Annotated in this window: 18 protein-coding genes; 7 read left to right on the top strand and 11 right to left on the bottom strand. The window is 38.0% G+C overall.

All coding sequences use genetic code 11. The features are described 5' to 3' along the window. Positions 1–50: 50 nt before the first annotated feature. The 5 genes from ABMA78_RS12670 to ABMA78_RS12650 all read right to left on the bottom strand — a co-directional run bounded on the left by ABMA78_RS12670 (position 51) and on the right by ABMA78_RS12650 (position 3260). On the bottom strand, positions 51–683 hold the full coding sequence (locus ABMA78_RS12670) for a YggS family pyridoxal phosphate-dependent enzyme (protein WP_392860530.1): 633 nt from the start codon (positions 681–683) through the stop codon (positions 51–53). Then, the gene (locus ABMA78_RS12665) at positions 680–1003 is read right to left on the bottom strand and encodes a hypothetical protein (protein ID WP_021267294.1); all 324 of its coding nucleotides are present in this window, start codon (positions 1001–1003) and stop codon (positions 680–682) included. The genes ABMA78_RS12670 and ABMA78_RS12665 overlap by 4 nt, the downstream gene beginning before the upstream one ends. A 7-nt stretch (positions 1004–1010) precedes the next feature. After that, positions 1011–1442 carry a type II toxin-antitoxin system RatA family toxin gene (locus ABMA78_RS12660; RefSeq protein WP_392860529.1) on the bottom strand — a complete coding sequence of 144 codons (432 nt, stop codon included), beginning with the start codon at positions 1440–1442 and terminating at the stop codon, positions 1011–1013. 29 nt (positions 1443–1471) lie between these two features. Then, entirely contained in the window at positions 1472–2425 is a 954-nt protein-coding gene (gene glpX / locus ABMA78_RS12655) for a class II fructose-bisphosphatase (RefSeq protein WP_392860527.1), read from the bottom strand. A 115-nt stretch (positions 2426–2540) separates the two neighbouring features. Beyond that, the gene (locus ABMA78_RS12650; RefSeq protein ID WP_392860526.1) at positions 2541–3260 is read right to left on the bottom strand and encodes a PilZ domain-containing protein; all 720 of its coding nucleotides are present in this window, start codon (positions 3258–3260) and stop codon (positions 2541–2543) included. 111 nt (positions 3261–3371) lie between these two features. Here ABMA78_RS12650 and pgsA point away from each other — a divergent pair, with 111 nt between their 5' ends. The 4 genes from pgsA (at position 3372) to ABMA78_RS12630 (ending at position 6260) form a co-directional block, all read left to right on the top strand. Then, the gene (pgsA, locus tag ABMA78_RS12645; RefSeq protein ID WP_392860525.1) at positions 3372–4025 is read left to right on the top strand and encodes a CDP-diacylglycerol--glycerol-3-phosphate 3-phosphatidyltransferase; all 654 of its coding nucleotides are present in this window, start codon (positions 3372–3374) and stop codon (positions 4023–4025) included. A gap of 13 nt (positions 4026–4038) precedes the next feature. Continuing rightward, on the top strand, positions 4039–5232 hold the full coding sequence (serB, locus tag ABMA78_RS12640) for a phosphoserine phosphatase SerB (RefSeq protein ID WP_392860524.1): 1194 nt from the start codon (positions 4039–4041) through the stop codon (positions 5230–5232). A 93-nt stretch (positions 5233–5325) separates the two neighbouring features. Further along, positions 5326–5670 (top strand): aspartate 1-decarboxylase, encoded by a 345-nt coding sequence (gene panD, locus ABMA78_RS12635; protein WP_021267374.1) that lies wholly within the window; start codon positions 5326–5328, stop codon positions 5668–5670. Positions 5671–5699: 29 nt separating this feature from the next. Beyond that, on the top strand, positions 5700–6260 hold the full coding sequence (locus tag ABMA78_RS12630) for a leucine-rich repeat domain-containing protein (protein WP_392860523.1): 561 nt from the start codon (positions 5700–5702) through the stop codon (positions 6258–6260). Here the strand turns inward: ABMA78_RS12630 and ABMA78_RS12625 are convergent. From ABMA78_RS12625 to ABMA78_RS12600, 6 genes are read right to left on the bottom strand one after another with little or no spacing between them, the layout of a single operon-like run. Continuing rightward, a complete protein-coding gene (locus ABMA78_RS12625) occupies positions 6257–6616 on the bottom strand; it encodes a Crp/Fnr family transcriptional regulator (protein WP_392860521.1) in 360 nt (119 codons plus the stop codon). The two genes, ABMA78_RS12630 and ABMA78_RS12625, sit on opposite strands and share 4 nt — an antisense overlap. A gap of 15 nt (positions 6617–6631) precedes the next feature. Beyond that, positions 6632–6979: a Crp/Fnr family transcriptional regulator gene (locus ABMA78_RS12620; protein ID WP_392860519.1), complete on the bottom strand. Its 348-nt coding sequence runs from the start codon at positions 6977–6979 to the stop codon at positions 6632–6634. Between the two features lie 15 nt (positions 6980–6994). Next, positions 6995–7951: a lipoate--protein ligase gene (locus ABMA78_RS12615; protein ID WP_392860517.1), complete on the bottom strand. Its 957-nt coding sequence runs from the start codon at positions 7949–7951 to the stop codon at positions 6995–6997. A gap of 12 nt (positions 7952–7963) precedes the next feature. After that, positions 7964–8380 carry a hypothetical protein gene (locus tag ABMA78_RS12610; protein WP_392860516.1) on the bottom strand — a complete coding sequence of 139 codons (417 nt, stop codon included), beginning with the start codon at positions 8378–8380 and terminating at the stop codon, positions 7964–7966. A 33-nt stretch (positions 8381–8413) separates the two neighbouring features. Next, positions 8414–9367 (bottom strand): HAD-IIIA family hydrolase, encoded by a 954-nt coding sequence (locus tag ABMA78_RS12605; RefSeq protein ID WP_392860514.1) that lies wholly within the window; start codon positions 9365–9367, stop codon positions 8414–8416. A gap of 1 nt (position 9368) precedes the next feature. Further along, positions 9369–10406 (bottom strand): hypothetical protein, encoded by a 1038-nt coding sequence (locus ABMA78_RS12600; protein WP_392860512.1) that lies wholly within the window; start codon positions 10404–10406, stop codon positions 9369–9371. Positions 10407–10450: 44 nt separating this feature from the next. Between ABMA78_RS12600 and ABMA78_RS12595 the strand changes: the two genes are divergently transcribed. Genes ABMA78_RS12595 through pyrF form a run of 3 tightly spaced genes read left to right on the top strand, consistent with a single transcriptional unit; the run spans position 10451 to position 16614 of the window. Further along, positions 10451–11521: an aspartate carbamoyltransferase catalytic subunit gene (locus tag ABMA78_RS12595; RefSeq protein ID WP_392860510.1), complete on the top strand. Its 1071-nt coding sequence runs from the start codon at positions 10451–10453 to the stop codon at positions 11519–11521. Next, on the top strand, positions 11499–15947 hold the full coding sequence (gene carB / locus ABMA78_RS12590) for a carbamoyl-phosphate synthase large subunit (protein ID WP_392860508.1): 4449 nt from the start codon (positions 11499–11501) through the stop codon (positions 15945–15947). The genes ABMA78_RS12595 and carB overlap by 23 nt, the downstream gene beginning before the upstream one ends. After that, positions 15940–16614 (top strand): orotidine-5'-phosphate decarboxylase, encoded by a 675-nt coding sequence (gene pyrF / locus ABMA78_RS12585; protein ID WP_392860507.1) that lies wholly within the window; start codon positions 15940–15942, stop codon positions 16612–16614. The genes carB and pyrF overlap by 8 nt, the downstream gene beginning before the upstream one ends. Positions 16615–16623: the final 9 nt, after the last annotated feature.

Raw genomic sequence — 16623 nt, 5'->3', positions numbered from 1 at the left:
CAGATAGATAGAGCGTAAATTTTAGAAATTAGATAGTAAGGATACAATAATTATCCCTTAAAAATGGCGCTACCAACGCGAATACAGTCGCTGCCAAGTTCAAGGGCATCGTCCATATCACCACTCATGCCCATTGATAATTTTAAGTCCTTATCAATAGCGTCACGAATATCCACTAATTTTTGAAAGCTTAAACGAGGAGCTAGTCCATCAGCAGCGGCCATGGTCATTAGGCCCACGATTTGAATATTGGCCATATCCTTGGCCTGGTTAATGAAGTCTCTAACAGATTCAAGCTCCCAGAGTCCACCCTTTTGCTCTTCACCACTTGTGTTGACTTGAATATAGAAGTCACAAGGGGAATTAAGTTTTTCATTAAAAAGACGCATATGCTTTAAGTTATCAAGGGACTGAACACTTTTAAGATTTGGAACTTGGCAAATCTTTGCAATCTTATTTGATTGAATATGCCCAATAAAGTGCCATCTAATATCACCAAGGCCAAGTTCAAGCGCTTTTTGGGCCTTAGGCATAAGAGACTCAACACGATTCTCGCCAAAGTCTCGATGGCCTAGGTCATAGACTGTTTTTATATCTTCAAATTCACTATACTTGGTTACGGCCAAGAGCTTATTCTTGTCCCTTACTTGCGCGAGAATTTTTTGATAATTTTCAGAGATCATTCTTCAGATTTATTTTCTTTTTTCTTAAAACTTACAGTCACTTCATAGTCTTCAAGAATTGATTCAACGATTGTTTTCGGATCGACGTTCTTTAAGTAACTACGAAGCTCTTCACGAACAGAAACAACAAAGTCTTCTTTGGTTTTCTTCGCATTAGTTACAAGCCCAGAAACAATATCTTTAGGAAGTGGTAGGTCTTCTAAGACTTTCTTAACTGATTCCTCAGTCATAAAAGCTGCCCCAATACCAATTGAGACAACTTTCTTTATCGTATCACCTAAAATTCCATCTGATTTATCTGTTTTCTTAGACTCGCTCATGATTGACTCACAGACCTTTTGCACGCTCGTAGAAGCTTTTCATCATTGATGGTAGAGAAGTTTCAGTTAACTTATTTACAATCATCTTAGATCCAGGAATAAAGCCCTTCACTTCAATCTCTAAGCTATAAGTTACCTCTGTCTTTCCATCACCAAGATCCTTTAGATCCCAGCCACCATCATTTATCTTAAAAAGATCACCTTTCTTGAATCTCCAAGCAACCTTGCTTGGCCTACTCATTTCCATATCGAGGTGATAATTTAATTTTTTTATCATATCAATTGAATATTCAACAACACCACTTTCATCAGTCATATCATGAACCTTGATATCATTAACACCTAGTACGAATTCTGGGTATGATTCAAAGTCAACAATAACGTCATATAGTTTATTAATATCAATATCAAAAACTTCAGTGCGGCTTGCCTTGGCCATAATCAACTTCCTTGTATGTAATCAAATAATTAGTAGCGTGGTTTTGTATCAAAACGATGTTCAGCAGTAATCCTTCTAATAGTTCCCGACTGACTTCTCATAACGATTGATTCAGTCACAGCACCCCATGACTTGAACTTAACACCATTTAGGAAACTTCCATCTGTTACACCAGTTGCACAGAACATAACATTACCAGAAGCTAGCTCATCAATTGTGTAGATCTTATTAATATCGTCAATTCCCATTGTTTTAGCACGTGCAATTTCCTCATCATTTCTTGGCTTAAGTCTTCCTTGGAAGTCTCCACCAATACAACGAAGTGCTGCGGCAGCAATAACACCTTCAGGAGCACCACCTGTACCAAAAAGAATATCAATACCGCTATCTGGCTCTGAACAAGCAATAGCAGCTGAAACATCACCATCACCAATAAGCTGAATACGAGCACCAGCATCTCTTACTTGTCTAATCAATTCTTCGTGGCGTGGACGATCGAGAATCACGGCAGTTAAGTCTTGAATGCGACATTTTTTTGCTTCTGCTAATCTCTTCAAATTTTCAGCAGGAGTATCGTCAATATTAATAAGTCCCTTTCCTTCAGGACCTACTGCGATTTTTTCCATATATGTATCAGGAGCGTTTAGAAAGTTACCTTTTTCAGCAATGGCCATTACAGCAATTGAGTTCCAACCACCGTTTGCACAAACTGTTGTTCCCTCAAGTGGATCAAGGGCGATATCAAGCTCAGGCCCATTACCAGAACCAACTTTTTCACCGATGTAGAGCATTGGAGCTTCATCGCGCTCACCTTCACCGATAACAACTGTAGCGTCGCAATCAACAGAGTCAAGCATCGTTCTCATCGCATCGACGGCCGCCTGATCTGCAGCCTTTTCGTCACCACGTCCCATTAGCCTAGCTGAGCTAATAGCGGCCATTTCAGTTACTCTTACAAATTCCAAAGCGAGGTTTCTATTCATTATCAATCCTTTTAATTCAAAACATTTAGCTTTATTTTAAGGAGTTAAACTTCAATTGAAAAGCATCGTTTTGAAATAAATAATTTAATCTAACTAATAAGCAGTTTAGTGGAAATTAACCAATAACCTTTCGCGTTAGAAACTCAAGATCTCCTTCAGAAATAAGATTCTTTGGAACATGTGCAACAAGCTCACGAGCAAAGTCTAAACGGTCTTGATCAACTGGAGTATCAATTAAGAACTCGAATTCTTCTTCATGAGTCAACGGCTTATCAGAACTTCTTACATTGAGAACTTTCCCAGTTTGAATCCCTTCACCATCAGTCCACTCAAGAATAGAATCCATCATAAGAATTTGGATCTTAGAGATTTCGCCGTCTCTATGATGCCAAATAAAGATTTCAAATGGCCCATCACAACGCAGCCATGTCTTAAGCCCACCAGGTAGCTCAAGCTGCTCGTCATATTCGTGAATCGGTCTAAGATTTTTCGACACATTTGCTATTGAAAGAAAATTTAATAAGGTTTTATCGAAGATATCATCTTTAATGAATTCAATCCCAAGATTGTCTTTTTCAACTCTTTTTACTTGGCATTTTACTTTTACTTTTTGGTCATACCAATGGATCTCACCAGAGAACTTTTCATCCATCTGAGCACCCATATCACCATCACTTAGCGTTAAGCTCATTCCACCATATGAAATATCTCGAACTTGATAATTTTTTGAATTATCTTCTCTTTTAAAAACTAAGTAACTGAACGGAAAACGTGGAAACACACGCTTTTCAATAGATTGGTGACCTGTCTTAATAAGATTGAGATGCTTTTTCATAACTCGAGTTATCCTTTTATTCGATTTAAGTAATTTATGTTAATTATTATAGACGTTTATGGGCCGAAGGTTTAAAGTTTAATAAATAGGAAAAATCTTCATTGAGTAAATATGTCAGAAAAAAATACGCAAAATACAGTCTCACAAAAAGAAATCCTCAGCGAATGGGAAATCGATAATCTACCAAATCGCCTCACAATCTTTCGTGTCGCACTTATTCCAGTTATTTGTCTGACTCTTTACCTCTGTTTATTCGAAGAAAATATCTTTAAGGCCACAGTAAAAACACTTGGCTATATTGCAGCTTGGACATTTGTCTTGGCCTCGGTAACGGACTTCTTTGATGGTTATATTGCCCGAAAAAGAAATATCGTTACTGTCTTTGGTTCGTTTCTTGACCCAATTGCTGATAAATTCCTCGTTGTTTCATCTCTTATTCTTTTACAGGCCCTTGATCGCGTCAACGTGATTGTTGTCATTGTTCTAGTTCTGCGTGAAATGTATATGACGGCCCTTCGTTTACTAGCGATGGAAAAAGGTCTTAAAGTAAGTGTTAACCAACTTGGTAAATGGAAGACAACATTTCAAATGATGGCCATTCCAATGCTAATGGCCTGGGATAAACCATTTGGCTTTTCTTTTCCTCTAGTGGGAACAATACTCATTTACCTTTCATTCGTCTTTTCAGTCTTCTCGGCCCTCGTCTATACCTTTGGCCTTTTTAAGAAAATTTCAGAAGTCAGAAAAGAGCGAAAACAAAAGTGAAGGATTAATTATCATGGAAGATAGCTTAAAAGAAATTATTATCACTGTCTCAGGACAAGACCGCCCTGGTATTACTGCAAGCCTGATGAAGGTAATCAGCGAAAATAAAACTGATATAACAGATATCAACCAGGCCATCACCCATAATTTACTTTCGCTTTCTTTTGTTATCAAAGTAGGAAAAGAGAAAAGTGAAAATCAAAATGTTTTAAAAGAACTACTCTTTACGGCCCACGAGATGGGACTCAAGCTTGAGTACTCAATTGTCGGAAAAGAGACAACTTATAAAACACCATACAATAGCTTTATTCTTAATTGTGTCGCACCTAAGAAAATTTCAGCAGACTTCATCTCAGATGTTGCTCAATGCTTGGCCCTCAACGGGATCAATATTTATCGCATTGATAATGTATCGAAAGAAGGTTTTAACTCTCTTGAAGTCCTAACAGATGTTCCAGAGAAGGTGGCCTTAAATAAAGTAAAATCTGATCTACTTAATATAAGTAATGATCATCATACGGATATTGCCTTTATCCGTGATGACGTCTTTAGAAGATCAAAGAGACTCATCGTATTTGATATGGACTCAACTCTTATTCAGGCCGAAGTTATTGATGAACTTGCCAAGGTTCACGGAATAGGGGCCAAGGTTTCAGAGATCACTGAAAGGGCCATGAACGGTGAAATCGATTTTAATCAATCACTAATAGAAAGAGTCTCACACCTTAAAGGCCTAAGTGAGAAAACTCTTCAAGACATCTCACTTAATCTTCCCCTCACTGATGGTGTTGAAGACTTTATTCGAACAGTCAAGAAATATGGTTACAAAGTTGCTGTCATCTCGGGTGGCTTCACTTACTTTGCTAACCACTTAAAAGAAAAACTAGACCTAGACTACGCCTTTGCCAACGAATTAGAAATTGAAGGCGGAGAACTTACAGGACGTGTAAAGGGTACAATCATCAATGCCGACCAGAAGGCCGTTCTTGTGAACCTAATTGCACAGCAAGAAAATATCTCACTTGAACAGGTTGTTGCTATTGGAGACGGTGCTAATGATCTGCCTATGCTAGCACAGGCCGGACTGGGAATAGCCTTCCACGCCAAAGACATCGTGCGCAAAAATGCTCAAAACCATATGAGCCATGGCCCAATGACGTCAATTCTATACTTTTTAGGTATCCCTGGGGCAGAGTCAAAACAATAAGTATTGTCGTCATTAAGTAAATTCTTGGTGAACAAGTTAACAAAAGCTTAATTTTTCATTGGCGGGCCAAAACTAATTTGATAAAAAGCTCTTATGCGTGAAATGTTACAATCAAAAATTCACAAGGCCGTGGTTACACAGGCCGACCTAAACTATATTGGCTCAATCACTATTGATGAAGAGTTACTTGAGTTAGTTGATTTATGGCCAGGACAAAAAGTTCTTATCGTCTCTAATACAAATGGAGCACGTCTTGAAACTTATGTCATCAAAGGCGAGCGTGGTTCGGGAGAAATCTGCTTAAATGGAGCAGCGGCCCACCTTATTAATGTAGGCCACGAAGTCATCATCATCGGCTTTCAAATGACTGATCAAAAAGATATCAGACCAAAACAAATCTTAGTCGATAAGAATAATAAGTTTATTCAATATCTCTAAATTTTAAAAGCTTATGCTACAATAGTGGCATGTTGATCAAGCTAAGTAAGAAGCAGGATACTTTCGAGGCCAGCAAGGATATTGCTCAATATTCGAAACTAGAGACACTTGAATTCTCTGCTAAACATACATGCCATATTATCATCGACTGCGGTGAACTTACTGCTTTAAAGAAGCTCTATATCTATGCAGATGGAGCACATGGGCAGTGCCGGCTAACTCTTAAAAACGCTCAAGATCTTGAAGTTCTAAAACTTAAAGGCATTAGTGACTCCCATGAATTAAGTGCAAGTCATCTTCAAAGCTTAAAGATTCTTCAACTAGCAAATTGTAATCTTAAAACAATTCCAAATTGGTGTTGTGAACAAAGAGCTCTTGAGTCTCTTGAGTTACAAAATAATCAATTAGAAGCTCTTCCAAATGAATTTGAATGGCTTACGGGGCTTAGGCGACTTAATATCGACAATAATCAATTTCAAGAAGTCCCAAGAGTCCTAGCAAACTTAGAAAATCTTCACCATCTGTCATGTGATCACAATAAGATTACAGATGAGAATCTCTATCATTTTAAGAAATTAAAAAATAGCTAAACTTCTGGCCTTATTCGACTTGAGGCCTTACGAATACGATCGATTAGAGTTTCTAAAAGATTTCGAAACCACTTAGGCTGCTTACTGAGGTAGGTTTCAAACTTTACCGAAGGAATAACAATAAGCTTAGAGTTTGTCAGGGCCTTAATCGTAGCACAACGAGGTCCGCCATCAAAGAAGCTCATCTCACCAACTAACTCTCCAGGAAAGATCGTTCCAATCTTAACTTCCTGATCGTTTCTGACCTTAAAGACACCTAGAGTACCTTCTTCAAGAATATAAACTTCAGTGCTCTCATCACCTTCACGAATTAGATACTGGTCAGCATTTATGAATAAATTTGTTGGACTGCTCATCGTTAAAACCTCAACCTACACCTTTATTTTTTCGTTAGTTGATCTCAGCCTATCGGCCAGGGTCTTCATCATACTCTGTAACCACTTAGGCCTTGATTCAATAAACTCATTAAATTTCTGCGCATCAAAAATCTCAAGTTCACAATCCGTAATGGCCTTCACCGTAGCACAACGCTCTCTCTTATCAAGAAAGCTTACTTCACCAACGAATTCGCCACTGTAGATCGTTCCAATTTGCTTGTCTTTACCCTCGACCTTCTTAAAAACCGCAAGAGTTCCCTCTTTAAGCAGATACATACAATTACTTTCTTCGCCTTCATTGATGATGGCCTCACCAGGAATAATATGAATTGTTTCTCTCATTTCAACTCCGAGTATTTAAACAAAGAGAATACGATGACATTCCTCGACAAATTCACTCTGCTGTTCAGTTAACTTAAGATCAACTCTAGTTAAATAATAATCCTTGTCGACAATTAGATCAATCAAAGAAGGATTTTCTGGCACACAAGCAATGACTTTGGCGTATTTTGCCGTAACCAAGTAATCCCCGCACTTGAAAGAGAATTTAGGTGTTGCCCCATATACCCACTCCCAACTCATATTGGCCTGAATCTTCTCCATCAGAGAGTCGGTTACGCAGATATCTTGTTCAGTTAATTCAAATGAGTCACATCTTGAATCGTAATTCGCTTCAAAAGAGCTCATGATAGAGTCAACAATTTCAGACTCGCTGATATCACTTTTAACTTCTTTTAAGTTTATCACCTTTGAAGGAACAGACTTGACACCCATAGCTGCTTCGGCCGTGAGCTTAGAGCGCAGGAGATCATTTAACTGATTCAAATTAGCGTCAATAAGAAGTGTGCCATGGTGAAGGGCACTATGCTTTGTTTCTTTAAAGGCACAACCTGAAATCTTATAATCCACATCGTTATGAAGGAGCCTAAGGTCATGGCGTTCATTCTCAAAAGCATTTATCCCTAAAGACTTAAGCCCACTAACTACAATGGATGCATTTATGGATTTATCATAAGAGGACTTTGGACTAATGAATGAGTAATTCATATTTCCTAGATCGTGATAGACACATCCACCACCACTTTGCCTTCTAACCAGATTAATTCCCAACTCTCTGATCTTTTTAACCTGACACTCTAGCCATGGGTTTTGAAACTTTCCCATGACAATACTTGGGGCGCTTTTCCAGAGAATGAGAATTTGCTCCTGACTATTTTCTGATTGATGCTTGCGAAAGAGATAATCTTCAAACGCCAAATTAACATAAGGGTTTGTTGAGTGAATATAATAGAATTTAATTGAATGAGAGTTCATGTGCTGAATTTATCATTCCTCACTTAATCGTTGAGTAATGCTAGAGTCAAGCTCACTTACATCAAATTCCTTAAGTGCACGCGTTGATTTTCGACAAAGCTTAAGCTTCTCAAGTAGTCCTTTGCTTTGATCAGGAAAGGAATCATCTTGAAGTTCAATTTCTTCAATCGTTTGCTCTAATGGTGCACAACCATTTTTTAAGATAACAAAAGAAAGGTATTTTGATATAGGAAGCTCTTTCACATTAGTTCGAGAACTTATATTAGAGATATATTCTTTACTTTGCTCCTTAAGAGAATCTAACTGACGAGATAACTCTAGTTCAGAACTCATTAGAGGACGAGCAAAAGTATTAGAAGTAAAAAATGTTATAAAAAGGGCAAAGATTGAAGTTAATTTCACTAGGCCCATCGAGTCTATTGCTTTCATATGTAATTCCTTTTACATAGCAGCTATTTTGACTCAATTTGTCTTATTTGGCAACGACTTAGCAAATTTTAACACTTCTTCAAAATTGGTTGCCAAATACTTCACTCCATCAAGAGGATAGCGATTCTTAAGATGAATCGTTTCAAGAAGTGGGAAATTTAGTTGATCACTAACTTTATCCCCTACCATATACGATTTTTTAAGATCGACAGCAAAATCAAAACACGCCTCAAGAAGCATACCTGGATGAGGTTTTCTTAAAAGAGAGTGGTACTTATACTGCCCAACACCCTTGGTAAACTCAAATGGAGCGATATAGAAAGCATCGATTAAATGGTGAAGAGATTCATTTAAAGCAGCGTTAAATACTTCAACATCAGTATACTCAAACATCCCCTTTGAGACACCCGACTGATTCGTAAGAACAATTTTAAGTCTTTTCTTATTATAGTCATCTAAGAGGAATTCATAGGCTCCCGCAACGAGTTCTAACTCAGACGTCTTATGAACATATGAATGATCGATATTTAAAACACCATCGCGATCCAAGAATAGGGCCTCTTTATAATCATCTTCGCTAAAGTAGCGATTTAAAACCGGCATGACTTCTTTTGTAAAATTAGGCATTCCAACTGGATCGATTTGATCAATATAAAAAACTCCTCCCGCACTATAGTAATCAGCACAAACAGAAATATCTCTCACTTCAGGGAAGAATTTTTCACATGCTTCAAGCTCATCACTATTGAGATTTAACTTAGACAGATAGTAGTATTCACAATTTCCAGTCTTTGGCATCTGATAGAGATTAAAAAGGTCAGGCTTAACACTACTTTTGGTCGTAATTAAGAGAACAGTTTTTCCATCATTCAAGAATCCTCTCAATTGAGAATCTCCATGAAACTCATGAATTTCAAATTTACTAGTGCCACCAAAGCATTTTTTAATTTCTTCTAGGTCTCTTTGGCATAGAACGATATCAAACATATTAATCCTTTTTGTAATCAAATTTCATCGAACAATTGATCTTATACGATGGGGCCGTAAATTTATTCATGGGCTTTACACGAATCTGTAATTTATCCTTTTCAATTTCAATATTAAAAGATGATATCTCAGGATTAAGCTCACAGATAGAAATCTTAGCGGCCTGGGCATAATTAACAACATGACAAAAGTCTAACTTATATGTGTTGTGCTTATAAAAACAAATCCCTTGAACAACATCTTTATTACCAAGGCCCATAAGAGGCAATAAGGACGCAATAAACTTATCCTTATCTTTTTCAAGCAGTCCCGTAAATATATTATGATAGTGTTTAATAAGGCTTCGATAAAGCTCAAATAAATCCTCACGGTCTGCACCTTCCAACTCTCCTGGAAGTTGAGTCATTTCCCACTGTGAATCAAAGCGTCCACAATATTCTAAATCATAACGTTCATAGAGCTTCTTATTAAAATGAGAAAACTCTTGATCAATATATTCATTTAAAGTGTGTTGAGTAAAATCAATATCAGAATATGACTTAAAGTACTTTTGAAAAATACTCTTGGCCCCGGCCGACTTTGTTGTAATATTGGCCCCACTCTTAACGAGTTTTAAACTAATAGGAATAATACGAGTTTCGTCATTGTAGAGAACCTGGGCAACAATATCTGCTTCATGTAATTGGGACTTAATAAGGTGATCACTCAATTTTCCGACAACTGTAATATTCGTGATACTTCCCTTGATATTTTCATTAATCGAGCGGGCCATCTCTCTTGCAAGCTTTGGTAACTCTTCCAATAGAGTACGGGCATGAAGCCTCAACCAACTCTCATATTCACGCATCATTTTTAAAAGTTCATGATCAATATTCTTAAGAAAATTAGCTTCAATCTTATTTAAAACAGAAATCTCTTTAGCAACGAGAAACTCAAAGAGGTTACCTTTGATCTCATTCTTCAAAGCTTCAAGTTGGGTACGGTTATGAATTTCTTTGAAATTATTAATGAATTGGTTCTTGCCAGAGCTTTTCGACACTTAATTTCCTTAACTCGATATCACGTAAAAAAATATCATTTTTTTTGTGGCCAAGTGAGTTTCTCTTTATTATTCTTTCTTCAATAAATGTATCTCAACACTACTGGAATGTCATGATTGGATTTCCATCTATTCTAGAAGGAATAGAAGATTTAAACCGCGAGCAAGTTGAGCAACTCCTCCACCGCGCCCAGGAACTTAAATTAGGTTCCCCGGCCAGACTTCCCCTTAAAAGAAAAATTTCAGTCGCAACATCTTTTCTTGAGAATTCTACTAGAACAAAATTATCATTTGAAATGGCCATCAAAAAGCTTGAAGGAATTCATATCAATTTTGACGCTGAGAAATCATCACTAAAAAAAGGTGAATCTCTGGAGCAGACACTACTAACTCTCTTCTATCAAGGAATTGATATTTGTATTGTACGCACGACAGAAACAAGACTACTGGAACAATTTAAGGACTACCCACCGATTAAAATCATTAATGGTGGTGATGGAACAAACCAACACCCGACACAGGCACTCTTGGACCTATTTACTCTCAAAGAATACTTCAAAGGTGAGCTGGCCGCAAAGAAGATCTGTATTGTTGGTGACTGCACACACTCAAGAGTAACTCACTCCCTGATGGACCTGTTACCATTATTTGGAATGCAGATAACTCTTTGTGGGCCTAAAGAATTTATGCCATCACACCTACCTTCAAGTGACCTTATCAAAGTAAGTGATGATCTTGAAGGAACCTTAAAAAACTCAGATGCAATTTATCTGCTTAGAATTCAAAATGAACGACATGAAGAAAGTTTTGATATGTCGACATATAACCAACAGTGGGGAATCAATGTTGAGCGCCTCATAAGAGTTGGTAAGGAAGCTGGAAAGGTTCCACCTATCTTCCACCCTGGACCTGCCAATATTGGGATTGAAGTTGATAGTGAAATTATTAATTCAGATTTATGGATGGCCCATAAACAAGTAGAAAATTCCATTTATATTCGCATGGCAATTATCGAGGCCATGATAACTAATGGCGACACTAAAATCGGTGCTCGTTATAATAAAATCTCTGCACTAAAAGGACTGACGGAAAATGACGAAAGCAAATTTAGATAGGCATGCACTCCTATCTCAATCTCAAGAATTACTCTTTCAAAAATCTCTTAAAACGACTCCTATTTTCCTTCATTTTCCAGATCAAACAATTTTCAAAGCCTATATAAATCTCCAGCAAAACGATCATCGTCTACAAGATGGTATTTTTGGAGAAGCGGCCTTTACGACAGGAATGACTGGTTATCAAGAAACGGCCACAGACCCATCATTTCTTGGTCAACATATTATCTACACAACGGCCCATGTCGGAAATTATGAGTTTAACGAAGAAGTCTCTCAAGGCTTAAACTCAAACAAACCTTACGCAGCTAGTTTAATCGCAAGAAATTTCTCATATAATAAATTCCTAGAAAATTGTGATCTGCCCCTAATAAGTGATGTGGACACAAGAGCTCTTACTAAGTATCTATCTTGTAAATCCAAGGATCACCGTTGCCTCATCACAACATCTGAACAAGCGCCCGACTTTTCAATATATAAACTTGAATGTAACGATCTTTCAAAAGTGTCATCTCAAGAGAAGAAGATTATCACTAGTGGAGACAATCCGATTGTTGTCATCGACTACGGTATCAAGAAGGCCATTGTTAATTACTTAAAAGATTTAGGATACCCACTTGTGGTTGTCCCACATCATACGCCAGCACATGAAGTTGAGGATTATAGACCAAGGATGGTCTTTTTATCTAATGGGCCAGGTGACCCAAAGCTCTACACTAGTGAAATAGAAACGGTAAAAGAGCTCTTAAAAACTGATATTCCAATTCGAGGAATTTGTCTTGGCCACCAATTAATTGGCCTGGCCTGTAAAATGGAAACAATCAAGCTACCTTTTGGCCAACGAGGAGCAAATCACCCAGTCTATTCACACTATAACCAAGATCTACTTATCACGAGTCAAAATCATGGTTATGCAATTGAAAAGGATTCATTTGATCAAAAGAGACTAGAAAACGAATTTGGACTAAAACTATTTTGTGAATATACTTCCCTATTTGATCGTTCACTTGAGGGACTAAGAAGTTATGACTCAAGAATCAGAAGTGTTCAATTTCATCCGGAATCAAACCCTGGGCCGAAAGACGCAGCAATCTTTTTTAGCGAGATCAAAGACTTTCTAAAAACTGGTGCTAAAAAGATAACAACTGAAGAAATAAAAGAGCTTCCAAAATATCATGAAGGAAAACTAAACTCTCCATATAAGAAGATCCTTCTAATTGGTTCAGGCCCAATTAAAATTGGCCAAGCTTCAGAGTTTGATTACAGTGGAACCCAGGCCCTGAAGTCTCTTAGAGAATTAGGTTTTGAGGTTGTTCTTCTAAACTCAAACCCTGCCACAATCATGACAGATAAGGATATGAGTCACCGTACTTATATTGAACCAATCACAAAAGAGACGATTAAAAAGATTATCGCAAAAGAAAAAGTTGACGCCGTTCTTTCCACAATGGGAGGGCAAACAGCACTCAATATGTGTATTGATCTAGAAAAGGAAAACTTTCTAAAAGATAATGGTGTTGCACTCTTAGGTGCAAATATTGACACAATTGAGAAAACAGAAGATCGTGAATTGTTTGCAAAAGAGCTCGATAAACTAGGTTATAAATCAGGAAAGAGATTTAGTGCCAAAAGCTTTGATCACGCACTAGAACTAGCTGATGACCAAGTTAAATTCCCACTTATTATCAGACGAGATTTTGCACTCGGTGGAAAAGGTGCGGCCCTTGTTCATAACCTTGATGAGCTTGCCCAAACCCTTTCTTCTAGTGATATTAAATTTCCAATTACAATGGAGAAGTCCCTGCTAGGTTGGAAAGAGCTAGAACTCGAAGTTATGGTAGATAAGAATCGCTGTGGTGTTGTGATCTGTTCGATCGAAAACGTTGATCCTTGTGGGATCCACACAGGAGACTCAATTACAGTTGCGCCAGCACAAACAATCTCAGACCATTGCTACCAACAACTAAGAACAATGTCTCTTAATATTGCCAAGCATATGAATGTTGTGGCCGGAGGGGCCAACGTTCAATTTGCCGTTAACCCGAAAGATGAAAATGATATTGTTGTCATTGAGATGAACCCTCGTGTGTCTCGCTCTTCGGCCCTTGCCTCGAAGGCCACGGGCTACCCTATTGCTAAAATCTCAGCAGGACTTGCTGTAGGCTTAACTCTTTTTGAGATCCTAAATGATATCACACGTATCTCACCGGTGGCATTTGAGCCGACACTCGATTATGTGGCAATTAAGATTCCAATCTTTCCATTTAATAAATTCCCTTCAAGCTCTCAAATCTTAGGCCCACAAATGCGCTCTGTCGGTGAAGTTCTGGCCCTTGGAGGAAGCTTTAACGAATCCTTCATGAAAGCACTAAGAGCAACAGAGCAAGGACTTGAGATCCCAAGCTTAGAGCAGCTCAAGACAACACCATACCCTATTACTGAAGAATATCTTCTTGAAAGATTAAAGAACCAAAGAGAGTTATCACTTCTAACTGTTTTAGAAGCATTAAGATTTGGTATTACACCAGAAAAAATTCACGAAGTAAGTGCAATCACACCTTGGTTCATCGACCAAATGGTTTGTTTTCTCGATAAGGAATTAAAACTAAGACAAGATACCCAAATCTTGGAAAACAACGACGAACTCTATGAATTAAAAAAGCAAGGCTTCTCAGACAAGTACCTTGCCCTTCTATCAGGTCAAAGCCAAGAACAAATTTTAGATAAGAGAGTCTCTGCCGTTATTAGGCCTGTTTTTAAAGCAGTAGACACATGCTCTGGTGAGTTTAATGCCCTAACACCATACTTCTACTCAACTTATACACAATTTAATGATGTCCAAAGAATCGAAGAAGAAAGTTGTGCAATCTTTGGCTCAGGCCCTAACCGCATTGGACAAGGGATTGAATTTGACTACTCATGTGTAAAAAGCGCGATGGAATTAAAAGAGCAAGGGATTAAATCGATACTTCTTAACTCAAATCCAGAAACTGTTTCAACAGATTATGACAGCTCTGACAGACTGTACTTAACACCACTTTTCTCAGAAGATCTTTACGAGATTCTAGCTTTTGAGAATCCAAATCATGTCATCACATCTTTTAGTGGCCAAACTGGAATTAATATCCGCGCCCACCTAGAGGCCCCTTTTAGAACAAAGCACCAAGAGTTTAACTTCTTAGGGCCAAGCCTTGAACTATTAGACACTGTTGAAGATCGTAAAAGATTTGATCTTCTTACGAAGGAAATTGATCTTGCCCACACAACTTCAAAAGAAGTTAGGGGGTATAAGAACCTTATTAATACCATCACTGAAATTGGATACCCAGTTATCATAAGACCTAGTTATGTCATTGGTGGAGAGAGTATGTTTATCTTTGAAGGCCCTGCAGATATTGAAAACCTTCCACAAGAAACTCTTAAGTCACTTCATGAAAATACAATCGCATTTCAGGTTGAAAACTATATCTCAAATGCACTTGAGTACGATGTGGATCTTATTCGAGACAAAGCTGGAAATACTGTCTTTACCATCTGCGAGCATATTGAATATGCAGGTGTTCACTCAGGGGATTCTGGAATGATCTCTCCTCCAGTGAAGGCCCGCCCAGAGATCGTAGAAAAAATGAGAAAGCTTGCAACAGATATGGCCAACACAATGGAAATCACAGGCCCTATTAATTTTCAATTTGCACTTAAAAGTGACGAAATCTACTGTATCGAGGCCAACCCAAGAGGTTCGAGAACAATTCCATTCCTATCAAAGGCCTATGATGTCAATCTTGCTGCCATTGCTACGAAGGCCTTACTTGGTAAAGAAATCGAAAATCATCACAATTTTGAAAGTGAATATAAAATCATTAAACAATCAACATTCCCATTTGATCGTTTTGTTCAAGACTCAATTATCCTTGGCCCAAAAATGAGATCAACTGGAGAAACACTTGGTATCGATAAGAATCGAGACCTTGCTATGATAAAGTCATATCTTGGCAACTACCCAGACCTTCTCAATAAGAAGTCTGTTCTCCTATCATTAGCAAGAAAAGATGATGAGCAACTCATTCAAAATATTAAAGAGCTAAACTCTTTAGGCTTTAAGTTTTTTGCCACAAAAGGTACCTATCATTTCCTCAAGCAGGAATGTGCAATTAAGGCGACACTCGTTGATAAGTTGGCCGATGATGCAAATAATATTGGAATGCTTGAGGCCATTAAAAATGACGATCTTGCCATGGTACTTAACACACCTCTAAACCAAGGGCGATCTCAATCAGATGGAGAATTTATCAGAAATACGGCAATTCAATATGCGGTTCCTTGTTTTACAAGAATTGAAAATATCAATGCCGTTTGTAAGGCCATCATTGCGGCCCATTCAAAGCAGTCGACACCAGTAAGCCTACAGGAGATGACAAATGGATAAAACATTTGTTGCCCTTGACGGTATGACGAGACAAGAGGTTTTCGGCCTCTTGTCAGATTATCCACAAATCAAGAATGTTAAAGTTGGCCTAGAATTATTTCTTCGCTACGGTAGAGATTTTGTTAAAGAATTATCACACAAGTATCAAGTTCAAATTTTTCTCGATCTTAAACTTCATGATATTCCAACAACCGTTGCTAAGGCATGTGCAACACTAGAGGGCCTAAATATACGCTTCCTTACAGTTCATGCAACTGGTGGAGCAAAAATGCTTGAACTTGCCCAAGAGAGTATTTCAAAGGCCGTTGCTAATTGTGAAATCTTGGCCGTAACAATTCTTACATCCCACAACGAAGATGACATTGAAGGAATTTGGGGCCGCACTCATAAAGAAGCACTAACGAGCTTACTAAATGAAGTTGCAGCATCTAGCGTAAGAGGAATTGTATGTTCTGGTGCGGATCTAGAGATTGTAAAAGAATTTGAAGAAAAAGCTTCGCTGAATTTTACCAAGGTATGCCCTGGGATTAGGTTAGGTAGCGATCATGATGATCAAGTGAGAGTCATGACACCTCAAGCGGCCATGGATGCAGGCGCAAACTTTCTCGTCGTCGGAAGACCCATTACTAAGAATCCAGAGGTTTTACGAGAAAACCTCTTTCCTTAACATGATATG

The sequence above is a fragment of the Halobacteriovorax sp. RZ-2 genome (genome assembly GCF_043196685.1).
GTDB lineage: Bacteria > Bdellovibrionota > Bacteriovoracia > Bacteriovoracales > Bacteriovoracaceae > Halobacteriovorax_A.
Note: the sequence above shows the minus strand (reverse complement) of the source record. Positions and strands in the feature narration are given on the sequence as shown.